The 21,152-nt window shown below is 65.2% G+C and carries 27 protein-coding genes and 4 tRNA genes; 16 read left to right on the forward strand and 15 right to left on the reverse strand.

Annotated features, from left to right (window positions below):
• Positions 1-125 precede the first annotated feature (125 nt).
• The 7 genes from ASF81_RS11145 to ASF81_RS11175 form a co-directional block, all read right to left on the reverse strand.
• Positions 126-215 (reverse strand) — tRNA-Ser (locus ASF81_RS11145).
• An 87-nt stretch (positions 216-302) separates the two neighbouring features.
• Positions 303-1,235 carry a hypothetical protein gene (locus tag ASF81_RS11150; protein WP_055808584.1) on the reverse strand — a complete coding sequence of 311 codons (933 nt, stop codon included), beginning with the start codon at positions 1,233-1,235 and terminating at the stop codon, positions 303-305.
• Between the two features lie 4 nt (positions 1,236-1,239).
• On the reverse strand, positions 1,240-1,881 hold the full coding sequence (locus ASF81_RS11155) for a YfbR-like 5'-deoxynucleotidase (RefSeq protein WP_017505221.1): 642 nt from the start codon (positions 1,879-1,881) through the stop codon (positions 1,240-1,242).
• 94 nt (positions 1,882-1,975) lie between these two features.
• On the reverse strand, positions 1,976-2,779 hold the full coding sequence (locus ASF81_RS11160) for a hypothetical protein (protein ID WP_055808586.1): 804 nt from the start codon (positions 2,777-2,779) through the stop codon (positions 1,976-1,978).
• A 73-nt stretch (positions 2,780-2,852) separates the two neighbouring features.
• Positions 2,853-3,713, reverse strand: coding sequence for a MoxR family ATPase (locus ASF81_RS11165; RefSeq protein ID WP_055808587.1), 861 nt, complete (start codon positions 3,711-3,713; stop codon positions 2,853-2,855).
• 63 nt (positions 3,714-3,776) lie between these two features.
• Positions 3,777-3,971 (reverse strand): hypothetical protein, encoded by a 195-nt coding sequence (locus ASF81_RS11170; RefSeq protein ID WP_017505218.1) that lies wholly within the window; start codon positions 3,969-3,971, stop codon positions 3,777-3,779.
• 12 nt (positions 3,972-3,983) lie between these two features.
• On the reverse strand, positions 3,984-4,427 hold the full coding sequence (locus ASF81_RS11175; RefSeq protein ID WP_055808746.1) for a hypothetical protein: 444 nt from the start codon (positions 4,425-4,427) through the stop codon (positions 3,984-3,986).
• A gap of 156 nt (positions 4,428-4,583) precedes the next feature.
• On the opposite strand from ASF81_RS11175, the gene flbT reads away from it, so the two are divergent.
• Both flbT and flaF read left to right on the forward strand, forming a co-directional pair.
• A complete protein-coding gene (gene flbT, locus ASF81_RS11180) occupies positions 4,584-5,006 on the forward strand; it encodes a flagellar biosynthesis repressor FlbT (protein WP_055808589.1) in 423 nt (140 codons plus the stop codon).
• Complete coding sequence (gene flaF, locus ASF81_RS11185) at positions 4,966-5,331, forward strand: flagellar biosynthesis regulator FlaF (RefSeq protein WP_055808591.1); 366 nt, start codon at positions 4,966-4,968, stop codon at positions 5,329-5,331. The genes flbT and flaF overlap by 41 nt, the downstream gene beginning before the upstream one ends.
• A gap of 251 nt (positions 5,332-5,582) precedes the next feature.
• Here the strand turns inward: flaF and ASF81_RS11190 are convergent, their stop codons facing one another.
• From ASF81_RS11190 to ASF81_RS11220, 7 genes are all read right to left on the reverse strand, one after another.
• Positions 5,583-6,347 carry an exopolysaccharide biosynthesis protein gene (locus ASF81_RS11190; protein WP_200932948.1) on the reverse strand — a complete coding sequence of 255 codons (765 nt, stop codon included), beginning with the start codon at positions 6,345-6,347 and terminating at the stop codon, positions 5,583-5,585.
• A 99-nt stretch (positions 6,348-6,446) separates the two neighbouring features.
• Positions 6,447-6,632, reverse strand: a complete 186-nt coding sequence (locus tag ASF81_RS11195) for a DUF3008 family protein (RefSeq protein ID WP_055808595.1) — start codon at positions 6,630-6,632, stop codon at positions 6,447-6,449.
• 29 nt (positions 6,633-6,661) lie between these two features.
• Positions 6,662-7,831, reverse strand: coding sequence for an isovaleryl-CoA dehydrogenase (locus tag ASF81_RS11200; RefSeq protein WP_055808597.1), 1,170 nt, complete (start codon positions 7,829-7,831; stop codon positions 6,662-6,664).
• Between the two features lie 43 nt (positions 7,832-7,874).
• Positions 7,875-9,020: a glycoside hydrolase family protein gene (locus tag ASF81_RS11205; protein WP_156363236.1), complete on the reverse strand. Its 1,146-nt coding sequence runs from the start codon at positions 9,018-9,020 to the stop codon at positions 7,875-7,877.
• A 78-nt stretch (positions 9,021-9,098) separates the two neighbouring features.
• A complete protein-coding gene (gene mgtE / locus ASF81_RS11210; protein ID WP_045811312.1) occupies positions 9,099-10,517 on the reverse strand; it encodes a magnesium transporter in 1,419 nt (472 codons plus the stop codon).
• A 65-nt stretch (positions 10,518-10,582) separates the two neighbouring features.
• A tRNA-Leu gene (locus ASF81_RS11215) sits at positions 10,583-10,667 on the reverse strand.
• Positions 10,668-10,862: 195 nt separating this feature from the next.
• Positions 10,863-11,114 (reverse strand): FliM/FliN family flagellar motor switch protein, encoded by a 252-nt coding sequence (locus ASF81_RS11220; RefSeq protein ID WP_017505209.1) that lies wholly within the window; start codon positions 11,112-11,114, stop codon positions 10,863-10,865.
• Positions 11,115-11,179: 65 nt separating this feature from the next.
• Here ASF81_RS11220 and lipB point away from each other — a divergent pair, with 65 nt between their 5' ends.
• The 4 genes from lipB (at position 11,180) to ASF81_RS11240 (ending at position 14,711) form a co-directional block, all read left to right on the forward strand.
• On the forward strand, positions 11,180-11,896 hold the full coding sequence (gene lipB, locus ASF81_RS11225; protein WP_055808602.1) for a lipoyl(octanoyl) transferase LipB: 717 nt from the start codon (positions 11,180-11,182) through the stop codon (positions 11,894-11,896).
• 127 nt (positions 11,897-12,023) lie between these two features.
• Positions 12,024-13,508, forward strand: a complete 1,485-nt coding sequence (locus tag ASF81_RS11230) for a hypothetical protein (protein ID WP_055808604.1) — start codon at positions 12,024-12,026, stop codon at positions 13,506-13,508.
• Between the two features lie 72 nt (positions 13,509-13,580).
• A complete protein-coding gene (gene msrB / locus ASF81_RS11235; protein ID WP_045811309.1) occupies positions 13,581-14,075 on the forward strand; it encodes a peptide-methionine (R)-S-oxide reductase MsrB in 495 nt (164 codons plus the stop codon).
• 48 nt (positions 14,076-14,123) lie between these two features.
• Positions 14,124-14,711, forward strand: coding sequence for a hypothetical protein (locus ASF81_RS11240; protein WP_200932949.1), 588 nt, complete (start codon positions 14,124-14,126; stop codon positions 14,709-14,711).
• A 67-nt stretch (positions 14,712-14,778) separates the two neighbouring features.
• On the opposite strand, the gene ASF81_RS11245 is transcribed toward ASF81_RS11240, so the two are convergent.
• Positions 14,779-14,853, reverse strand: a tRNA-Thr gene (locus ASF81_RS11245).
• A gap of 110 nt (positions 14,854-14,963) precedes the next feature.
• Here ASF81_RS11245 and ASF81_RS11250 point away from each other — a divergent pair.
• The 10 genes from ASF81_RS11250 (at position 14,964) to ASF81_RS11290 (ending at position 21,149) form a co-directional block, all read left to right on the forward strand.
• Positions 14,964-15,161, forward strand: a complete 198-nt coding sequence (locus ASF81_RS11250) for a hypothetical protein (RefSeq protein WP_045811305.1) — start codon at positions 14,964-14,966, stop codon at positions 15,159-15,161.
• Between the two features lie 102 nt (positions 15,162-15,263).
• Positions 15,264-16,553, forward strand: a complete 1,290-nt coding sequence (gene murA, locus ASF81_RS11255) for a UDP-N-acetylglucosamine 1-carboxyvinyltransferase (RefSeq protein WP_055808606.1) — start codon at positions 15,264-15,266, stop codon at positions 16,551-16,553.
• Positions 16,543-17,028 carry a DUF2948 family protein gene (locus ASF81_RS11260; protein WP_055808608.1) on the forward strand — a complete coding sequence of 162 codons (486 nt, stop codon included), beginning with the start codon at positions 16,543-16,545 and terminating at the stop codon, positions 17,026-17,028. Before murA ends, ASF81_RS11260 begins: the two co-directional genes overlap by 11 nt.
• Positions 17,025-17,492, forward strand: coding sequence for a UPF0262 family protein (locus ASF81_RS11265; protein WP_017505201.1), 468 nt, complete (start codon positions 17,025-17,027; stop codon positions 17,490-17,492). Before ASF81_RS11260 ends, ASF81_RS11265 begins: the two co-directional genes overlap by 4 nt.
• A 103-nt stretch (positions 17,493-17,595) precedes the next feature.
• Positions 17,596-17,814, forward strand: coding sequence for a translation initiation factor IF-1 (infA, locus tag ASF81_RS11270; RefSeq protein ID WP_008261544.1), 219 nt, complete (start codon positions 17,596-17,598; stop codon positions 17,812-17,814).
• Complete coding sequence (locus tag ASF81_RS11275; RefSeq protein ID WP_055808611.1) at positions 17,815-18,396, forward strand: nucleoside triphosphate pyrophosphatase; 582 nt, start codon at positions 17,815-17,817, stop codon at positions 18,394-18,396.
• Positions 18,393-19,427 (forward strand): ribonuclease E/G, encoded by a 1,035-nt coding sequence (locus ASF81_RS11280; RefSeq protein ID WP_055808613.1) that lies wholly within the window; start codon positions 18,393-18,395, stop codon positions 19,425-19,427. The genes ASF81_RS11275 and ASF81_RS11280 overlap by 4 nt, the downstream gene beginning before the upstream one ends.
• Positions 19,428-19,430: 3 nt before the next feature.
• A complete protein-coding gene (locus ASF81_RS14885; protein ID WP_082503546.1) occupies positions 19,431-19,595 on the forward strand; it encodes a DNA gyrase inhibitor YacG in 165 nt (54 codons plus the stop codon).
• Positions 19,596-19,658: 63 nt separating this feature from the next.
• Positions 19,659-19,734, forward strand: a tRNA-Phe gene (locus tag ASF81_RS11285).
• A gap of 533 nt (positions 19,735-20,267) precedes the next feature.
• A complete protein-coding gene (locus ASF81_RS11290) occupies positions 20,268-21,149 on the forward strand; it encodes a MotA/TolQ/ExbB proton channel family protein (RefSeq protein ID WP_017505197.1) in 882 nt (293 codons plus the stop codon).
• The last annotated feature ends 3 nt before the right edge of the window (positions 21,150-21,152 follow it).

Here is a 21,152-nt window from a genome sequence, read left to right on the forward strand (position 1 = left end):
CGGTATCATGTCCATTCAATGCGGAATGACAGCGAGGCCGAGATGCACGTGCAGCGGGCCGCAGATAAAGGCCGAAACCTCGGTTCAAGAATGTTGGAACTTGGCTCAGACCCTAGTCAGGCCGATGGCGGAGAGGGTGGGATTCGAACCCACGGTACCCTTCCAGGCACGCCGCATTTCGAGTGCGGTACATTCGACCACTCTGCCACCTCTCCGCGGCGCCGATATCGCTTGGTCGAGCGAGGGGCTTCTCTAGTCGGAGCCGCAGCGCTTCGCAACCCGTCTGTGAAAGAAATCCGACGCTATCTTTGCGCGGGCAAAGACAGGCCCGGCGCGGCGCCGGTCTGGGCGTCCACGCCCTTGAATCGAAACAGTTCGGCGGGTCGGCCGCCTGTGGTGGAGGAGAGCTGTCCGGTGGGTTCGACCAGCCCTGTCCGCTCTACGCCGCGCCGGAAATTTTGTTTGTGCAGGCTGAGGCCCGAGACGGCCTCGGCGCCCGCCTGGAGTTCGGACAGGGTGAAGACGCCAGGGGTCAGATCGAACAGGACCGGACGATATTTCAGCTTGCTGCGCAGGCGGCCGAGCGCCGTCGCCAAGATGCGCCGGTGATCCGAGGACATGATGCGGCTCGGCATGGGCTGCGTGGGCGACAGGTCGGCATCGCGCCACGCCTCGGCGACGAGACGCGCTTCGTAGAGCAGTTCATAACGCTCCAGGACCCGCTCCTCGTTCCAGCGGTGATCGGTCGTCAGGGCAAACAGGGCGCGGGCGCGGGCCAGGCGGTGCTCGTCGCCATCGGCCCAGGCGTGCAGGCCTTCCGCGATTTGCGCGTCCTGATCGCCGCGCCGATCTTCCCAGGGAAAGAACTCAAACACGGCGTCCCAGCGGGCGTCGTGGGTCTGGCCTTCCGCCGCGTCGGGCGTAAGGGCCAGATAGCCGACGGAGACCTCTCTGTGACGGCCAGGGCCGGGCGTCGCGCGGGGCGAGGCGCGGCCCGCGTCGCCGAAGGTGTAGAGCTGTTCGACGAAGCCGAGCCGAAACCCGGTCTGGGCGGTCACGAAGTCCCGCAGGGCGCGTTCGAAGGTGCGGTCGCGCACGGGATCAAACGGCCCGAAGGGCAGGGCCCGCGAACCGTCCTCGGTCGGCGTGGTCAGGACGACGGCCTGCCGGTCTTTCAAGGTCATCACAACCGCCGACAGACCGATGCGAACGCCATCCTCCGCTCCCTGGGTCATCGCTTTATTCCGTATGCCAGGCGTCGTCGGCGGGGATCAAGCCGACGGCTCCAGCCAGGACGCGGTAGCGTTCCAGATAGCGGGCCTGGGCGACCGGCGCGGGTTGAGGTTCGATCGTCAGGCTGTATCCCTCAGGCGGGCTGCCGAAGAAGCCCAACGATTCCTTTTCGGTGAAACCCGCCAGCTGAGTCGCCTCGAAGAAGGCGCAGGCCTTGTCGGCCTTCTTGATCAGGGTCTTGATCGTTTGCGGCGTCTTGGGCGGCAGGCCGTAGCGCAGGTGGATCGCGGCTTCCAGCTTGGCCTCAAAATCCTTGTAACCGGCGCCGAGCGCCGCCTTGAACGGCGAGATCATGTCGCCGATGACGTATTCCGAGGCGTCATGCAGCAGGGCCGCCAGACGCCATTTCGGATCCAGGCCGGGCTTGATGTGGGCGGCGATCTCTTCGACCACGCACGAATGCTGGGCGACCGAGAAGGCGTGTTCGCCGATGGTCTGACCGTTCCAGCGGGCGACGCGCGCCAGGCCGTGGGCGATGTCCTCGATCTCGATGTCGAACGGCGACGGGTCCAGCAGGTCCAGGCGACGACCGGACAGCATGCGCTGCCAGGCGCGGGGGGCGTTCTTCTTGGTGGGGCGCTCGGCCAAATCGCGTGTCCTGATCGCTTGTCGGGTGGTCAGGTGACGCAAAGACACGCCGGGATCAAGCGGGAGGGACCAGACGGCGCAGGAAATCGCCGCGTCAGCGTCCGACGTTCAGTGTGACCAGTTCCTTGGCGTCGTCGAAAATGCCGTCGTTTCTACGATCCTTGGACCTGACCACGGCGATCACGATCGGGCCGCCGCTGGGCCCGCGCGCCTCGAAGCCGACCTGGCGCCAGCCCGCATCACCGGGCTGATCGTCAGCGAGGATATAGGTCATGCGCGTCGCCGCGCCCGGCGCTCGGGTGCGCACGCGCGTGGAGTTGTCGTTGGCGTCCACGCTGACCGTCGAGGTTTCAGTGCGGACGTTCTGTCCGTCCTTGGACTGGATGTTGATGCCGCCGATGCGGACGCTGGCGTTATCGCCCTGGGTCTCGATCTTCAGGCCGGGCAGGCGGACCGAGGCGTCTTCGCCGCGCGTCTTGATGTCGACCCCAGGCGCCTGCACGGAAGTCTTATCGCCTGCCTCGATCGATGGCGGAGGCGGCGGCGCATCGCCTGCGCCCGGGGCCAGGCGCGCGACTGTATGAGGCAGATCGGCGCTGGCGCGCGCCTCGAAGTCCCGCAGCACGTCATCGACGGAGCGCCCGTCCAGCTTGACCAGATGCAGCACGACATCGGCGCCCTTGGGGCCGCCATAGACGCAGTTCGCGCCGCCTGCCGCCGCCAGGCCCTTTCGCGTCAGGACGCCAAGATTGTCTGGGCATTGCAGGGCGTCGATCACCTTCAATACGCCCGCGCCCTGATCGTCGCTGGATGAGGTGGTGGTGATGCGGACCGAGTTGTCGCCGTCGCAGGCGGCCAGGCTGGCGCTGAGGGCTAGATAAAGCAGGACATGACGCATGGTCGAACCTCTCTTGGCCCCCATTCTGCGCGCTGCGGCCGCATGATCCAGTGAAATCGCGGTAATCACCGGGTCAGCCGCCGGGGCGCGAACCTTCGCGGCGGTTCAAGAACGCCAGACGTTCGAACAGATGCACGTCCTGCTCGTTCTTGAGCAGCGCGCCATGCAGCGGCGGGATAAGCTTGTTCGGCGTCTTCTCACGCAGGGTCTCAGCATCGATATCCTCGACCAGCAGCAGCTTCAGCCAATCCAGAAGCTCCGAGGTTGACGGCTTCTTCTTCAGGCCCGGCGTGTCGCGGATTTCGTAGAAGGTCTTCAGCGCCTCGGACACCAGGCGCGGCTTGATACCGGGGAAGTGCACATCGACGATGGCCGACAGGGTCTCGGCTTCGGGGAAGCGAATGAAGTGGAAGAAGCAGCGGCGCAGGAAGGCGTCGGGCAGCTCTTTTTCATTGTTGGAGGTGATGATGACGATGGGGCGCACTTCGGCGCGGATCGTCTCGTCCGTTTCCTGCACGTAGAACTCCATCCGATCCAGTTCCTGAAGCAGGTCGTTCGGGAACTCGATGTCGGCCTTGTCGATCTCGTCGATCAGCAGGACGGGACGGGCAGGGGCGGTAAAGGCCTCCCACAGCTTGCCCTTCTTCAGGTAGTTGCGGACGTCATGCACGCGCTCCTCGCCCAACTGGCTGTCGCGCAGCCGGCTGACCGCGTCATACTCGTACAGGCCGTTGTGGGCCTTGGTGGTGGATTTGACGTGCCAGGTGATCAGAGGCGCGTCAAAGGCCTTGGCGATCTCATAGGCCAAGACCGTCTTGCCTGTGCCAGGCTCGCCCTTGATCAGCAGGGGACGCTCCAGTGCGACCGCGGCGTTCACCGCGACCTTGAGGTCGCTCGTCGCGATATAACGGTCCGTGCCTTCGAAACGGCTCATAGAAAAACCCACTCCATGTTTCCACGAAGTGGGTTAGCGGATCGCCTGCGTCGTGAACAGCGATCAGGTGATGCGCTTGGCCGAGACCGGATCACTGGCGGGGAAGGTCTCTTCCAGGCCTTCATCGACCAGAGCTTCCTGGCGGCTGTCGGACTTGTCGATCTTGTCGAGTTGGTCCGGCACGCCGTCCTGCGAGGTCGTGCGCTTGGCGTGCGGGGCGTCGGGCGACGCGTCGTGACGGGCTTTGTCGTCGGTCATGTCATTCTCTCCTTATCGCGCCGGAGCGTCTTGCTCGCCGTCCGGGCCGTATCCCAGGTCCGTGATATCGTCATCCGAGAGCCGTTTGGCCTCCCAGTGGGCGGCGCTTGCCTGTGCGCCGCGTTCGTTTTCCATCAGGCCCGAATAGACGAGCTCGACTTCATCTGGCGCTGACGGAGGCCCGCCGTCGGCGTCGATCTGATCGCGGTTTTCGCCATCGACGCCCAACAGGGCGTCGGCTTCGCGTTCGATGCCGTCGAGAGCTAACTGGTCGTCGAGATCGATCTCGGCGTCCTCGTCGAACTCCTCTTCGTCGGCGTCGCCGTCAGCCTGGGTCACGTCCAGCACCTGATCGGCCTCATCCAGCAGAAATTCGCCGTCGCCCTCGTCGTCCAGATGGGTTTCGTCAAACGTCTCAGACTGTTCCTGATCGTCCTGATAGTCGTTGTTCGGCATGGTCGTCTCCTCTTCGACAAGCCAACGCAACGGCGACGATACGCGTTCCAGCGGATCGATCTCACAAGGGATGGTTAACTGATGCCGGGGTAGGGTCTGATTCACTCGGAGCTGTCGTGCGCGACCGGCTCGACCACGACTGGAGTACGGTCCTCAATGGCCTTGAAGCTGTCGCTGAAACCCGGCGAGAAGTTCGTTCTGAATGGCGCCGTGGTCCAGAACGGCGATCGTCGCGGCGTATTGATCCTTCAAAACCGCGCCAGCGTCCTGCGCGAGAAGGACATCATGCAGGCCGAGGACGTCACCACGCCCGCACGCCGCATCTATTTCCCGATCATGATGATGTATCTGGACGAGAATTCGGCGTCGAAGTTCTTCGACGAACTCGCTCTACGGATTACCGAATTCATGGGCGCGACGCAGAACCCGGACATCCTCGCCGAATGCGTCTCGGCCTCGCGTCATGTGCTGGCGCGCGAATACTACAAGGCCCTGATGTCGGCGCGTAAGATTGTCGAGTATGAAGAGAGAGTGCTGAATGTCGCTTCAGGCCTACACAGCGGCGACAGCGAGGGCTGAGAGCCCGCGCGACCTGGAGTACCGTCTGTTCGGTCAGGTCACGCGCGCTCTGGTTCACGCCTCGACCGTCGACGAATCCGACATCGCCACCCGTATCGACGCGCTGGACTGGAATCGGCGCCTCTGGTCGACGCTGGCCGGCGAGTGCAGCGATGCAGGCAATGCTCTGGGCGCTCCGATGCGCGCGCAGATCATTTCCCTGAGCCTGTTCATCAATCGCCATTCCTCGGCGATCATGCGGGGCGAAGAGAGCTTTCAGGATCTGATCGATATCAATCGCATGATCATGCAGGGCCTGTCCGGCGGGGCGTCGCCGACGCAGTAGATCGACACGCGTTCACGAAAGCGCGAAGCCCATTGGCGCAAGGCGTTGAGTCGTCTTATGTTTCACCTCCCTGTTCAACAGTCGAAAGGAGGTGATCCAGTGTCTCATTGTCATCAATCGCGAGCGGCGACCGCGACCCTGGCCCTCGGAGAGGGTCTGGTCTGAGCCTTTCAGACTGAGTTGCGGCCGGACCGTTCGCGGTCAGGCAATGAAGGGTCGCCGGGGAAACCCGGCGGCCCTTTTTGTCGCCGTCAGTGCAGCAGCTTGGCGAACCAGCCAGTCAAGTGCTGCGCCACCTCGACCACCGTCGCCCAGATCAGAAACAGATAGAGGGCGCTGGCGGCGGTCGCGACGACGCCGAGCAGGATCGCGACCCCGTCGCGCTGCATCATGCCCAGGGCGAACAGAACCAGGGCGATGCCGGGCAGGGCGTCTCCAAACGGAATGGGCAAGGCCATAATCAGGGCCAACACTACGCAGACTAGGCCGGTGAAGGTGTCGGCGACATCGCCGGTCAGCAGCGGCAGGCGCGGCCGGGTCAGTCGTTCGATGGCGCGGACCATCTTCAGGACGCTCAGGCCATTCGGCCGTCTGCGAACGGCGCGCCTCACGCCGTCGGAGAAGATGTAGCGGCGCCCGGCGATCCGCACCTTTGCCGACAGCACCCAGCGGCGTAGCCAGGCCGGGGCTGCGAACGGCGTGGCGATCAAGGACGTGTAGGCGGCGCGGGACACAGAGGCCTTCAACATCCAGCGCGGCAACCACACGCTCTGCCTCTGGAAGGCGAGTTCTAGAGACATCAGGATGATCGGCACGGCGAACACCGCCTTGCCGCCCGGCGGCCAGGGCAAGAGCGCCAGCAGCGACAGGATCAGGATCATGGCCCCGAAGCCGCGCTCGCCGAACGAAGCGACCAGTTCGGCCATGGTCAGCTTGGGTTCGGGGGCGTGGCTGAGGTCTTCAAGGACGTCGGAGAACCGCCGCAGGTCGTCGTTCGGAGGCGGTTGGGCGGGCATCAGGCGGGGCGCTCGGCTAGAGATTGCGCCCATCTAGGCGGTCGGCGCGCGGATCGCCACTTACAGAACGGACAGGCGATCAGATAAATCGACTGTGTCTCAGTCCTGCACGTGCTCGGGTTTGCCCTTACGCTTGGTCTCCGCCAGGTCTTCCAGCTGCTTTTCTGTCATGGACTCGACCATGGACTTGGACGCGCCCTTCAGCTTCGACTTCGGCCTATCTCCACGCTTGGCTGACAGAGCGGCGCCGGCGGCCTTTTGCTGAGCGGCGGATTTTGCGGGCATGGTCTGTCTCCTTCTGCGGAGACAAGCCGTCAGCCGCCCAGCAGTTCCCGTCCGATCAGGAAGCGGCGGATCTCGTTAGTCCCGGCGCCGATGTCATAGAGTTTGGCGTCGCGGACCAGGCGTTCGACCGGCCATTCCTTGGTGTAGCCGGCGCCGCCCAGAGCCTGAACGGCCTCCATCGTCACCTTCACCGCATTTTCGGACGCCAGCAGGATGGCGCCGGCCGCGTCGTAGCGCGTTGTCAGGCCGGCGTCGCAGGCGCGGGCGACCGAATAGACATAGGCGCGGGCGCTGTTCAGGGCGACATACATGTCGGCGATCTTGCCCTGCATCAGCTGGAACGAGCCGATCGGCTTTCCGAACTGCTTGCGGTCGCGGACGTAGGGCAAAACCACGTCCAGCGCGGCCTGCATGATGCCGAGCGGACCGGCGGCCAGAACGGCGCGCTCATAATCCAGGCCGCTCATCAGCACGCCGGCGCCGCCGCCCAGCGGGCCCATGATGTTCTCTTCGGGCACTTCGCAGTCCTCGAACACCAGTTCGGCGGTGTCCGAGCCGCGCATGCCCATCTTGTCCAGCTTCTTGGAGACGCTGAAACCCTTCATGCCCTTTTCGATCAGGAAGGCGGTGCAGCCCTTTGATCCCGCATCCGGATCGGTCTTGGCATAGACGACGAGGGTGTCGGCATGCGGCGCGTTGGTGATCCAGAACTTAGTGCCGTTCAGGACGTAGCGATCGCCCTTCTTTTCAGCGCGGGTGCGCATCGACATGACGTCGGAGCCTGATCCGGCCTCGGACATGGCCAATGAACCGACATGTTCCCCGCTGATCAGCTTGGGCAGATATTTCTGCTTCTGCTCGGCCGTGCCCCAGCGGCGAATCTGATTCACGCACAGGTTGGAGTGGGCGCCGTAGCTGAGGCCGATCGAGGCCGAGGCGCGCGACACTTCCTCCATCGCGACGACATGTTCGAGATAGCCCAGGCCGAGGCCGCCGAACTCTTCCTCGACGGTGATTCCGTGCAGGCCCAGCTCGCCCATTTCGGGCCAGAGTTCGCGTTTGAACGCGTTCTTTTCGTCGATCTCGGCGGCCAGCGGCGCCAGGCGATCGGCGGCCCAGCGGGCGGTGGTGTCGCGGATGGCATCGGCGTTATCGCCAAGGCCGAATTCCATGGATTGGGGCGCGAAGGGAATGCTCATGCGCTAGGGCGTAGCATCGCGCACGGCCTTTCGCCAAGCGCTGTCAGGCGCGGTCAGCCCGTCCCCAGCGCCGATAGCAGTTGTAGCCCGACACGCCGAGGCAGGCGGCGGCGACCAGGATCAGGACCCAGGCGACCGTGGCGGTGTCGCTGCTGTTCGATAGCGACGCGCGACGAAAGGCGGCCATGGCGACGCCGAGACACAGAGCGCCCAGGCCGCCCATGATGACGAAGGTCAGGGTTTCCCCCAGGCCCGAACGCCGCTTGGCCCGAGCGCGGGCCACGACCTCGCGCGTGCTCAGCACGTCTTCGCTGGCTGCCGCATCACCCTCGATGGCCGGTGCGGCGGCGCCGTCGCCGGACGTGGCTTCGGCCAGTCCCGGCGCGGTCAGCACCACGCTGGTCTTCTGCGCATCGGCGAAGCCCGACGGCGTCTCCGGCTGCTTGGCCTCAACCGGCGCATGGATGTCGTTGGCGGCGATGATCGGTGCAGCGACGGAGACGGTCTCCGATTGCCCGGTCAACGGCACGACGTCCGGGACCGAGCCGACAGCCGTCGCGGCATAGACGGCGTGCGGCTGGGGCGTTGTGGTGGCTTGAGCCAGCGCCGCGCCGTCTTGCGCCGGGAAGGGAGCGACCGCTTCGTCCAGGGCGCCGTCGACGGCGGGGAGGGTCGGCTCTTCCGTCTCGAAAGGAGACGGCAGGGGCGCGGCCAGAAGGTCCGCCAAGGTGACCGGCGCGCCGGGTGCGGCGTTGAACAGCGCATGTTCAGCCGAACGACGGCGGGTTGGGGTCTCGGCGGCCGCTTCATCGGCCCAGGCGCTCATGGAGGCGGACGCCTGACGCGCAGACCCCGCGTTCAACTGCTCGACCACGTCGGAGGCGGCGAACCTGTCTGCGCCGATGGAAAAGGCGAAACTGGCCAGGGCGTCGAACTGATGCTGGTTCAGAGGAACGCGGACGTGATCGGTCACAGCCTTCACGACCGGGATCAGGTCGTATTGCATCAGCAGTTCGGCCTCGGCCTCGGACACCCTCGCGCCCTCGCGTGCCGACTGGGTGTGGCCATAGCCGATGACCCAGCGACCGTCGCTGCGCTGCATGGCCCGAGGCCGGAAGCCTTCGAAGCTCTTGATCAGCAGGACGCCCTCGCGGGACACCTTGCTGGGTTTGGGGAGGACGTCAGACACAGTTGACCCAATTGGAAACAGGCGCGCGGCGCTCGCACCGCTCCCAGCAAGGGCCGCGCCGCATCTTCCGCGTCGTGTCTAGAGCAGCACCAGTGTGGCCAGACCAAGGAAGATGAGGAAGCCGAAGAAGTCGGTGGTCGCCGTAACGAACACGGCCGACGACACGGCCGGGTCGAACTTCAGCTTGGACAGGGTCAGGGGCGTCAGGACCCCGATCGACGCGGCGACCAGCAGGTTCAGGATCATGGCCGCGCCGATCACCAGGCCGATCTTCCAGTCTTCGTCCCGGAACCAGAAGCCGGCCGCGATGCCGATCAGGGGCGCCAGAATCAGGCCGTTGGCCAGGCCGACCACCATCTCGCGCCAGAAGGTGCGCGGGGCGTTCGAACTGTTCAGCTCGCGTGTCGCCAGGGCGCGCACGGTCACGGTCAGGGCCTGGGTGCCGGCGTTGCCGCCGATAGCCGAGACGATCGGCATCAGAACGGCGAGGGCGACGATCTGCTGGATGGTGGCTTCAAACAGGCCGATGACGCTGGCGCCCAGCGCCGCCGTCGCCAGATTGATCGCCAGCCAGGGCACGCGGCCGCGCACGATCTCCGGGACGGACGAACCGCGGTCCTCGTCGGCGACACCGGCCAGACGCAGGATGTCCTCGCGGTTCTCTTCCTGAATGATGTTGACGATGTCATCGACGGTGATCTGACCCACCAGCCGACCGGCCGCGTCCACGACGGGCGCCGAGATCAGGTGGTATTTCTCGAAGATGTAGGCGACTTCTTCCTGATCCTGATCGACGGCGATCTCGTTGATCGGCTCCATCAGATCGGTCAGGGCGACGGTGCGGGCGGCGCGCAGAAGGCCGCTGATCGGCACGCCGCCGACCGGGCGGTTCAGCGGATCGACGACATAGATGTCGAAGAACAGCTCGGGTAGGTCGTCGCCCTGTTTGCGGATGTGGTCGATGGTGTCGCCCACGCTCCAGAACTGGGGCGCGGCCATCACCTCGCGCTGCATCAGGCGGCCGGCGGACTCTTCCGCATAGCCCAGGCTGCTTTCGATGGCGGCGCGATCGACTTCGGGCATGGCGGCCAGAACGCGCTCGCGTTGGTCGTCTTCCAGGTCTTCGACGACGGCGGCGGCGTCGTCGGAATCCAGTTCCTGCAGCGCCTCGGCCAGGGTGCCGTGCGGCACGCGCTCCAGCACCTCCTCGCGGATATTGTCGTCCAACTCGGGCAGGGTTTCGGCCAGAAGCTCGGGCGGCAACCAAAGGACCACGACGGCGCGGTGTTCCGCCGTCAGAAAGCCCATCAGGTCGGCGACGTCGGCCGGGTGCAGGTCTTCGAGAAGGGAGCGCAGCCGCATCCCGTCGCCGTCGTCGGCGGCGTCCACGACTTTCTCGACGAATTGAGGGGTGAGGACATAGTCCTCGTCCAGGGCGGCGTGGTCTTCGTTATCGAGCGTCTCGTCTGGAGCAAAGGCGGTGTCCGTGGTGCTCACGTGGTCGCCTCCCTTGGTAGAATGTCCAGCCGTACTTAGCCGATGAATCGCCCTGTTTAGCCAGATGGTGCGGTCGAGAAGACTCGAACTTCCACGGGTTGCCCCACAGCGACCTCAACGCTGCGCGTCTACCAATTCCGCCACGACCGCTCGCATCGGAGCGGCGGCGAATAGACGAAGCCGTTGGAAAAGGAAAGGGGCGAATACAGTGGCGAGTGACGAGTGGTCAGTGGCGAGGAGATCAAAGCGATTCTAAGCGACGCCGCGACCATGGTTTGACGACGGAAGGCACAATGCGTTCACTCGCCACTCGCCACTCGTCACTCGCCCCTCGTCACTGACTGATCAGGCCGACCCGGCCATGAAGTCGTACACGTCCGCCTGGCGGGTGACGGTGATGGCGATACGGTCGTCTCGGATCTCGATTTCGCCGCGCGCGACCGGATAGTTGTTGGCTAGGATCCAGACCTCGTCGCCCTCTGCGGCGTCCAAGGGAATCACCGCGCCGCGACCCATGCGAAGCAGTTGCGACATCGGCAGCACCGAGCGACCCAGCACCACTGAGATTTCGACATCGACGGCGTTGATCTGGGTCACGTAAAGCTCTCTTCACTGGAGGGCCGTCTCTTGCAGAAACGCCCTGGCGACCACATTGAAGCGTCATGCTTGCTGAGCCGTTAAGCCCGTCCCTTCAGAAACTGCGTCTCGACGATGGCCGACCGGTCGAATGGGCCGTGTCGAAAGGCTACGTCGACTATACGGCCGCGGAGGCTTTCATGGAGGCGCGCGTCGCCGCCATTGCGGCCGGCGAGGCGAATGAGATGGTCTGGTTGCTCGAGCATCCGCCGCTCTACACGGCCGGCGTCTCGGCCAAGGACGACGACCTTCTGGATGCCGGCCGGTTTCCAGTGCATCGCACGGGGCGAGGTGGACAGTTCACCTATCACGGGCCGGGGCAGCGCGTGGCCTATGTGATGCTGGACCTGAACCGACGCGGCAAGGACGTGCGGTGTTTCGTGCGCGGGCTTGAGCTGTGGCTGATCGGCGCCCTGGATACGTTCGGCGTAAAGGCCGACATCCGGCCGGGTCGCGTGGGCGTGTGGGTCGAGCGCAAGGGGGCGGGCTGGTCGCGTGAGGACAAGATCGCCGCCATCGGCGTCAAGGTCCGCAAATGGGTCAGCTTCCACGGCATCAGTCTGAACGTGGAGCCGGATCTGGATCATTTCGGCGGCATCGTGCCCTGCGGCATTCAGGAACACGGCGTGACCAGCCTGGTCGATCTCGGCGTCCTGGCGACGATGGATGAGGCGGATGAGGCCTTGAGGCGCAGCTTCGATCGGATCTTCGGCGCAGCGGTCGAGGCGCCGGCGCCGCTTTGACGCGCGCCGCATCGCCGCAGCCCATGTGACAATCGGGCGAAAACCCGCGCGGCGGGGTTGGCAAGCGCCGGACGCATGGGGTTTAACCTTTCCCACGAGCTTGAAATCAAAGGCCGCAGGAAACCCCATGAACCGAATGATCGCCGCCGCATCGGCCGCCGTTCTGTCGCTGACCGTCGCCGCCGGCGCCGCTGTCGCACAGGATTTTCGCGCTCTGGCGCAGCAAGACCTTCAGGCCGCGCATGACGCGCTGGCCGCCAACCACCCCGCCGCCGTGATTCCCGGCGCGCCCAGCGAAGCGTTTCGCAGCTGGATCGATGCCGGCCTGACGGATGCGCAAGGCAAGGTTGGCCGCGTGAACAGCGGCGACAGCCACGCCTATCTGATGCGCTACTACGCCAACGGCTTCCGCGATTCGAACATCGCAATTCGCCCGACCTACGAAGGCCTCGGTCCCTTCTTCGCGACCAGCTGGCCGGGCGTGACCACGGCGTGGCGCAACGGCGAATATGTCGTCTCCTATGTGAAGCCCGGCGTTCGCAACGTGCCGCCGCTCGGCGCGACCCTGGTCAAGTGCGGCGACAAGACCGCCGCTCAGTTGGCCGAAGAGCGGCTGGACCGCTGGGAAGGCGACCTGACGACGGAAGCCGGACGTGTCCGCACCGCCCCCTATCTGCTGTGGAACCGCAATAACCCGTTCACCGGCGGCGTTCCGTCGCTGTGCACCTTCAAGGTCGGGCGTCGCGATCGCGACTTCCAGATGCAGCCCCAGCCGGCCGACGCCGCCAGCCTGGAAGCCGCCTATCGCGCCACCGTCTATACGCCGGGCGCCAATCCGTTGTCGGTCGAGACGGTCGACGGCCGTCCGTGGATCAACGTTCACACCCTGGCTGACGACGCCGGATGGGACGCCTTCTACACCGCTGTCGAAGCCCAACTGCCCGCCATTCGCGGCACGCAGGGTCTGGTCATCGATCTGCGCGGCGCAAACGGCACTTCGCTGAATGCGACGGGCAAGGGCTATGGCTTGGCCAACCGCATCTGGACGCCGGAGTTCACCGTCAGCCGTCAGCCAGAAGCCGGCTCGATCACCTACCGCGCCACGACCGCAAACCGTCAGTGGTTCGCCGACACCCTGGCCCGCATGCAGGCCGACCCGCGCTTCGTCGCCGAATCCGGCCCGGTGATCGAACAGACCCAGGCCATCGTCGCCGCCTTCGATTCGGCCTTGGCCGCCAATCAGCCGACCTTCACCATGCCGGGCCGCCCGTCGGTGGCGGACACGGGCGCAGCAAACCCCGTGGCGGGTCCGGTCGTGGTCCTGGTCGACAGCGGCTGCACCAGCGGGTGCCTGGATACGCTGGACCTGCTGACGCGCCTGCCGAACGTGCGCCTGGCCGGATCGGTGACGGCGGAGGATTCGATCTTCATCGAGCCGACCGTTCTGCGCCTGCCGTCGAACTATGCCGAGCTGACCTATGGTCATAAGGCCTGGACGACGCGCCAGCGCGGCAATGATGCGCCCTTCACGCCGGCGCAGGGCCTTGCCTACACCGGTTCCGCGACGGACGAAGCGGCCGTGCGCGCCTGGGTGGGCACGCTGTTCCAATAAGGAACGGTCGGTCGAATGAACGAGGGGCGGGCAGTGGTGGAACCCTTGGCCCGCCCTTCTTATTTGCAGTCCATGACCGATCTCGCCCAAACCTCCGAATCCCTCCGTTCGCCGTCGGGCTATGACCTGACCCCGCCGAACGCCGAAGAACGCGCCCGGCTCGAAGCCGACCTGAACCCAGAGGAAAAGCGCGTCCTGCTGTCCCATGGCACGGAGGCGCCCTTCTGCGGCACTCTGCTGGGCGAGAAGCGGGCGGGCGTCTTCTGCTGCCGCGAATGCGGCTTGCCGCTGTTCAAGAGCGGAACCAAGTTCGAAAGCGGCACCGGCTGGCCCAGCTTCACCCAGCCGGTTGATGAAGCGCACGTCCACGCGATCCGCGACACCAGCTACGGCATGATCCGGATCGAGACCCAATGCGCCCGCTGCGGCAGCCACCAGGGTCACGTCTTCCCCGACGGTCCGCCGCCGACCGGAAACCGCTATTGCATCAACTCGGTCGCGCTCAGTTTCGTAGCCGAGGGCGAGGCTCTGCCGGACCCTCTCAACCGTGGCGACGGCATCGCCTGACCTTGGCCTCAATCGCTGTGCTAGGATGATGTCGAACGGAGGTGGCCTATGCTGATCGCAAGTCTCTTGGCGGGTGTGGCGCTGGCGGCGTCGGACGGTGATCCGGACGGTGTCGTGACGACGGCGCCGACAAACGCGCCCATCCTGGCTCGGGCCCTGGCGGCGGCGCCTGAGGCGTCGTTGACTGCGCCGACGGCTCAGGACGCCGCCCCGCACGGCATGACCACCGAACAACAGATCCAGAACTGGATCAGCGCGCGCACGCCGGGCGCAACCTTCGACGAAAGCGCAGAGCCGGGCGCCCCGGCCGAGCGCAAGATGCATGGTGTCGTCGAGGCCGGGATCGGCACCGGCGGCTATCGCAGCTATGGCGCGGCCGTTTCCTTGCCGGTCGGCGAGAACGGTCGCCTGGACCTCGCTTACCGCGAAGGCCGCAACGAGCCTTGGGGATACGGCTATGGCGGCTATGGTCTGCGCGGGCCGGGCTTCTATTCGCCTTATGGCGGCGGCTGGCGCGGTCGAGGCCATGGGGCCGACACCACGACCAAGTCGATGTCGATGGGGTTCAGCTGGAGCAAGGATGGCGATGCGGATGACCGCGACCCCTATCGCCGGGGCCTCTACGGCTACGACTGAAGGCTTGTCCGTCCGATCTGGAAAATCAAAAAGGCCCGGCGAAAGCCGGGCCTTTTTAAGTCTCAGATGGTGCCGCCGGGGGGAATCGAACCCACGACCTCAGCCTTACCAAGGATGCGCTCTACCACTGAGCTACGGCGGCCCCGACTGAGGAAGCGGCCGTATAGCCAAACCCTTCCGGGGAGGGAAGCGGCTTTTTGACGATCTGAAAGAAAGTTTGGACATGGCCCGTGATCACGGCATCATCGCGCCATGACTCGCACGCCGAATGACGCCGATACGCCCTCCGCCGCCGCGCAGGCGACGCCGATCGTCGAATCGGGTCCCGATTTTGAGAAAGCGCGGGCGAAGGCGGAAAAGGCCATGCGGCTGGCCTCGGCGCTCCGGGCCAATCTGCGGCGGCGCAAGGCGCCGGCGCGCACGCCGGCCGCGCCACGCGACAGCAACTGAAAGTCATCGGCTCGCGATCACGCAGCCCTTTGGCAAGCGCCCGCCGGCTTGCTAGAGAACCTTCCCCCCGAGGCGTTGGCATCGGGCGCGCTTAAGGACGTCATGGACAGCATCGCCATTCAGGGCGGCGCCCAGCTTTTCGGGGACATTCCCGTCAGCGGCGCCAAGAACTCCGCCATCAAGCTGATGGCCGCCTCGATCCTGACGGATCAGCCCTTGCTGCTGACCAATATGCCGCGTCTGGCCGACACCCGGTTCCTGGGTCAGTTGCTGCGCCAGTTCGGCATCGAAGTGACTGAGCGTGACAATGCGGACGGGCAAGAGAGCCTGTTCCACGCCAAGGACCTGACCTCGACCTTCGCGCCCTATGATCTGGTGCGCCAGATGCGGGCTTCGTTCAATGTGCTGGGGCCGTTGCTGGCGCGCACAGGCGAAGCCAAGGTCTCGTTGCCGGGCGGCTGCACCATCGGGGCGCGTCCGGTCGATCTGCATCTGCAGGCGCTGACGGCGCTGGGCGCCGAGATCGAGCTGGACGAAGGCTATGTCACCGCCCGCGCGCCCAAGGGCTTGAAGGGCGCCGAGATTGAGTTCCCCTTCGTTTCGGTCGGCGCCACCGAGCATGCGGTTCTGGCCGCTGTGCTGGCTGAGGGCACGACCGTCCTGCGCCGTGCGGCGCGCGAACCCGAGATCGGCGATCTGGCCCACTGTCTGACGGCCATGGGCGCTAGGATCGAGGGAATCGACACCGATGTGCTGACCATCACCGGCGTCTCGTCGCTGAACGGAACGACCTGGTCTGTGATTCCCGACCGGATCGAGATGGGCTCCTACGCCGTCGCCGCCGCCATGGCGGGCGGCGAGGTGCGGCTGACCAAGGCGCGGGCTGAACTGATCGGTTCGCTGACCGACAAGATGGTCGAGGCGGGCGTCGAGGTGTCGCCGACCGCCGACGGCGTTCTGATCAAGCGCGACCCAAAGCAGCGCCTGAAGGCCGTGGATGTCGAGACGGCCATCTATCCGGGCTTCGCCACCGATCTCCAGGCCCAGTTCATGGCGCTGATGACGACGGCGGAGGGCGTCAGCACGGTTCGCGAGACGATCTTCGAAAACCGCTTCATGCATGTGCCGGAGTTGGCGCGACTTGGAGCCGACATTTCAGTTCACGCCGGAGAGGCGCACGTCAACGGCGTCGAAGTTCTGCACGGCGCACAGGTTATGGCGACGGATCTTCGGGCTTCGATGTGCCTGGTCATCGCGGGCCTCGTCGCCGAGGGCGAAACGACGGTCGGACGCGTCTATCATCTGGATCGCGGTTTCGAGCGTTTGGAAGAAAAGCTCGGCGCATGCGGAGCCGACATCCGCCGCATAAAGGGAACAGGTGATGAGCACTGAGATCGACGGCATCATCCCTGAAGCCAAGGCGCCAGTCGAACCGCTGCGCCTGCTGGCCGAGGACGCCGACGATCTTCAGATCATCTCCGCCGCCCTTCAGGACGCGATTTTGCGGCCCGTTGACATCGTCTGGGAAAAGGCGGCCCGGACCCTGACCATCGCCTTCAGCCGCTTCTGCTGGGAGTGCGGCGGGACGCGGGTGATGTGCGCCATGCAGTTCGGCGACGTCCTGGCGGTCAAGAGCCGTCGCCTGTCGCGCAGTCCCGACGCCTCGCTCGAACTGCTCGCGCTCGACTTCACTCCGACCGAGGATCTGAGCGGGCGCGTCATCCTGATGTTCGCCGGCGGCGGTGATTTGCGAATCGACGTGGAATGTCTGGATGCCGTGGTCACGGACATCTCCGACCGCTGGCCTGCAAGGATCGCGCCGACCCACCTGGACACGCCCGAACTGGACGAAGGGACTGCGGCATGAGCGCCGATCACAAGCTGGCCTCGGTCGAACTGGACGCCGCGACCCTGCCGGCGGCGACGGCCGAGATCGAGCACGAGCGTCGCGTCGCCATCTTTGATCTGGTCGAGAAGAACAGCTTCGAGCCCGTCGGCGCCGAGGGCGGACCCTACAGGCTGAAGCTGTCGCTTCAGGACAACCGTCTGGTGTTCGACATCGACGGCGAGAACTTCACGCGCACCTACGCCATCAGCCTGACGCCGCTGAAGGGCGTGATCAAAGACTATCTGATGATCTGCGACAGCTACTATGAGGCTCTGCGCGGATCCTCGGCCAGCCAGATCGAATCGGTCGATATGGGCCGGCGCGGCCTTCACAACGAGGGCGCCGAACAGCTAAAGACGCGGTTGGACGGCAAGATCGTGGTCGATCACGAGACGTCTCGCCGCCTGTTCACATTGCTCTGCGCCCTCTACCGTCGCGGCTGACCTCGACTATCTCTGTGTTTTCGGGCATTAGGCCCGTCCATTCCGCCCCTCGCGCCCGCCCGGCGTGGGGTCGAACGCATATTCAACGGGCGTGAGAGGCCGCATGGCTAAGGAAGAACTGCTCGAGTTTCCCGGCACCGTCAGCGAACTGCTGCCGAACGCCACCTTCCGCGTGACGCTCGAGAACGACCACGAGATCATCGCCCACACCGCCGGCAAGATGCGCAAGAACCGCATCCGCGTCCTGGCCGGCGACAAGGTGCTGGTCGAAATGACCCCCTACGACCTGACCAAGGGTCGCATCACCTATCGCTTCAAGTAAGTGGCTGCGGGTCGCCCCGAACTGGTGCTGGCTTCGGCCAGCCCGCGCCGCATCGAATTGCTGGCGCAGGTCGGGATCACGCCCGACCACATCGATCCCGCCGATATCGACGAGACGCCTCTGAAGGGCGAGACCCCGCCGCGTCTGGCCGAACGGCTCGCCACCTCGAAAGCCCGGGTCGTCGCGGAACGCCGTCCCGACGCGGTCGTCATCGCCGCCGATACGGTTGTCGCCGTGGGGCGTCGCTTTCTGGAGAAGGCGGCGGATGAGGCCGAGGCGACGCGTTTTCTGAAACTGCTGTCCGGCCGCAATCACCGCGTCTTCACCGGCGTCGCTGTCTGGCGCGACGGAAAGATATCGTCGCGCGTCAACGAAACCCGCGTGACTTTCAAACCCTTGTCCGACCACGAGATCGTATCCTACGTCGCCACGGGCGACTGGCGTGGCAAGGCCGGCGGCTATGGCATCCAGGGGCCAGCAGCCGCCTTCATCCAGCGCATCGTCGGCAGCCATCCGTCCGTGATGGGCCTGCCCGTCTATGAGGCCGTCCAGCTTTTGAACGGCGTCGGCTGGCGTTCATGAGCGGCGCAGTCGAGGTATTCCTCGACGAGACGCCTGGCGAGACGCGTGGCGCGATCATGCGCGACGGCCGCTACACTCATCTTCTGATCCACCGCGAGGATGATGCGGCGCAGACCCGGCTCGGCGCCCGCTCGGTGGGGCGTGTGATCGAGGTGAACCTTGGCTTACGCGGCGCCTTCGTCGATATCGCCGCACCGGCCGCCGCCTTTCTGCCTTTCCCGAGAAACGACCGGCTTACCCAAGGCCAGCGGCTGGAAGTCGTCGTCACCGCCGAACGTCGGGCCGGGAAAGGGGCGGTGGTTCGCCTTCTGGGGGCGGGAGAGGGGACGCCTCGCCTGATTCAGCCCGCGACCAGCATCGCCGAACAGTTGCGCGATCTCGCGCCCGGCGAGGAATCAGTCACCGGCATCGCCGCCATCGACGCCGTGATCGAGGCGGAGGAGGAGGCCCTAGCTCGGTCGTGCGTTTTCGCCTCGCACGGAATCGATCTCGCCATAGAGCGCACCCGCGCCCTGGTGGCTGGGGACATCGACTTCGCATCCACGCCCGGTCGTGATCCGAAACAGGCAAGGGCGGCTGCGAATCGCGAGGGGTTGAAACAGGCGGCGCGGCTGATCGGCCTGCGGAACTGGGGCGGCCTGGTCGTCATCGACATGATCGGGGACGGTACGGACGCGGAGGCCCAGGCCAAGGTTGCGCGGGCCGCGTTCGGTCACGACCCCCAGGCCGTCTTCGGACCCGTCAGTCGGTTCGGCCTGTTGCAGATGTCGCTTCCCTGGCGCCGTACGCCGACCGAGGAGGTCTTGCTCGACGCCAGCGGACGCCCGTCTGTTCAAACACGAGCCTTGTCTGTCGTGCGCGCTTTGCGGCGGCAGCTTCTGGCCGATACCCTGTCGCCGCGCATCATCGCGCGTTGCGCGCCGGAAGAAGCCCTGATTGCTCAACCGCTGGCGGCTCGTCTGGGACCGCGAGCGGTGATCCAGGCCGATCCCGCGATCCCGGCCGGGCGCGGACGAATAGAAGAGGGTTGAGCCGTGGCTTCCTGTCCCATCTGCCGCAAGGCCGACGCCGATCCCAAGTACAAGCCCTTCTGCTCACGCCGCTGTTCCGACGTCGATCTGCAGCGCTGGTTCACTGGCGGCTACGCCATTCCGGTCACCCTGGACGAGGGTGCGGAAGATGATGACGAAAAGGACTGATTGGGCGCTGGACAGGCGGAAAAGCCTCCCCTATAGACCCGCCTCTCGCGACGCCGCGTCGGCGCCTGGATAGCTCAGCTGGTAGAGCAGCGGATTGAAAATCCGCGTGTCGGTGGTTCGAACCCGCCTCCAGGCACCATCTTTTCTTACACCGTGAAAATCGATTGTTTTGGGCGCATGATCCTGCGCTGCGGCCTTTGCGCCGCCCATCGGTTTTGACTGGCTTGCAGCGATCAGCCCTACAATTTGCTGTATTGGGAAATGATCGCGCTCAAGATGGCCGTTTTGAACAAACTTGCTTCATCTGACGTCAGATCATCATCAAAATGTCGCGCGGCTGCACTTTAATGCGCCGGTTGGTGGAACTTTTCTCCATGTCTCTCGACGGGTTAAAAGCCCCTCTTGTCCCTTGACGCTCCGGTAAGGGTTCGTCAAAGGGTTGAGGCGCCTTCGCAAGAAGACGTTAATGCGGATCGCCGGGGACGTGTCTCCGAAGGTTCGACCAGCGGAGACGAGGCGGGCGACCGGCTCGATCTCCACCGAAGATTTCAGCGGGCTCTGATCCTCGAAAGGACGGGCGCGTTGAAGGAAACATTTCAGGTTGGGGGGCGGTCGCTGACTATGGCCGCACCTTTGGTTCCACGAGTCAGACCAAGCAGGAACTGGCGAATTATGCTGAACAGCAAAAAGACGAATATCCTTCTCGCCATGGCCGGCGCCGCCGCGCTGATGGCGAGCTCGCCGGTCCTGGCCCAGGCCCCGGCCGAGCCCACCCCGGCTGCCTCGACTGCGGCTCCCGCAGCCGCCGCTCCGGCTGCCGGCGAAGCTGATCCCGCAACGGTGAACGACGCCGTCGGCGGCGGTCACGGCGACATCACCCCGATCTCCATGTTCATGGAAGCCACGGTCGTCGTTAAGGTCGTCATGGCCGGCCTGCTGCTGGCCTCGATCCTGTCGTGGACCCTGCTGCTCATCAAGCTGTTCGAATTCGGCGCTCTGAACCGCAAGACCGACAACTTCCTCGAAAACTTCCGCGGCGCCCGCACCATCGCTGACATGCGCGCTGTTTCGACCCAGGAAGAGTTCGACGGCAACCCGCTGGCCGACATGGCCGCCGCCGCCACTGAGGAAATCGAACTGTCGCGTCAATCGGGTCTGTCGGTCACCGGCGATCACCTCGACTCGGCCATGGCCCGCGCTCAGTCGGCTGTCGCCGCCGTGCAATCCGGTCTGGCCCTGCGCCTGTCGGGCGGCCAGCAGTTCCTGGCGTCGGTCGGCTCGATCGGTCCGTTCGTCGGTCTGTTCGGCACCGTTTACGGCATCATGAACTCCTTCATCGGTATCGCCCAGTCGAACACGACCAACCTGGCCGTCGTGGCTCCGGGTATCGCTGAGGCTCTGCTGGCCACCGGTATCGGTCTGTTCGCCGCTATCCCGGCCGTTGTGTTCTACAACTACTTCAACACCCGCATCGCTGCTTACGGCACGCGCGCCGACGGCTTCGCCGCTGAGCTGCTGAACGGCATCTCGCGTCAGCTCGACAAGGGGGCGTAAGAC

Source organism: Brevundimonas sp. Leaf168, from assembly GCF_001423685.1.
Taxonomy (GTDB): domain Bacteria; phylum Pseudomonadota; class Alphaproteobacteria; order Caulobacterales; family Caulobacteraceae; genus Brevundimonas; species Brevundimonas vesicularis_C.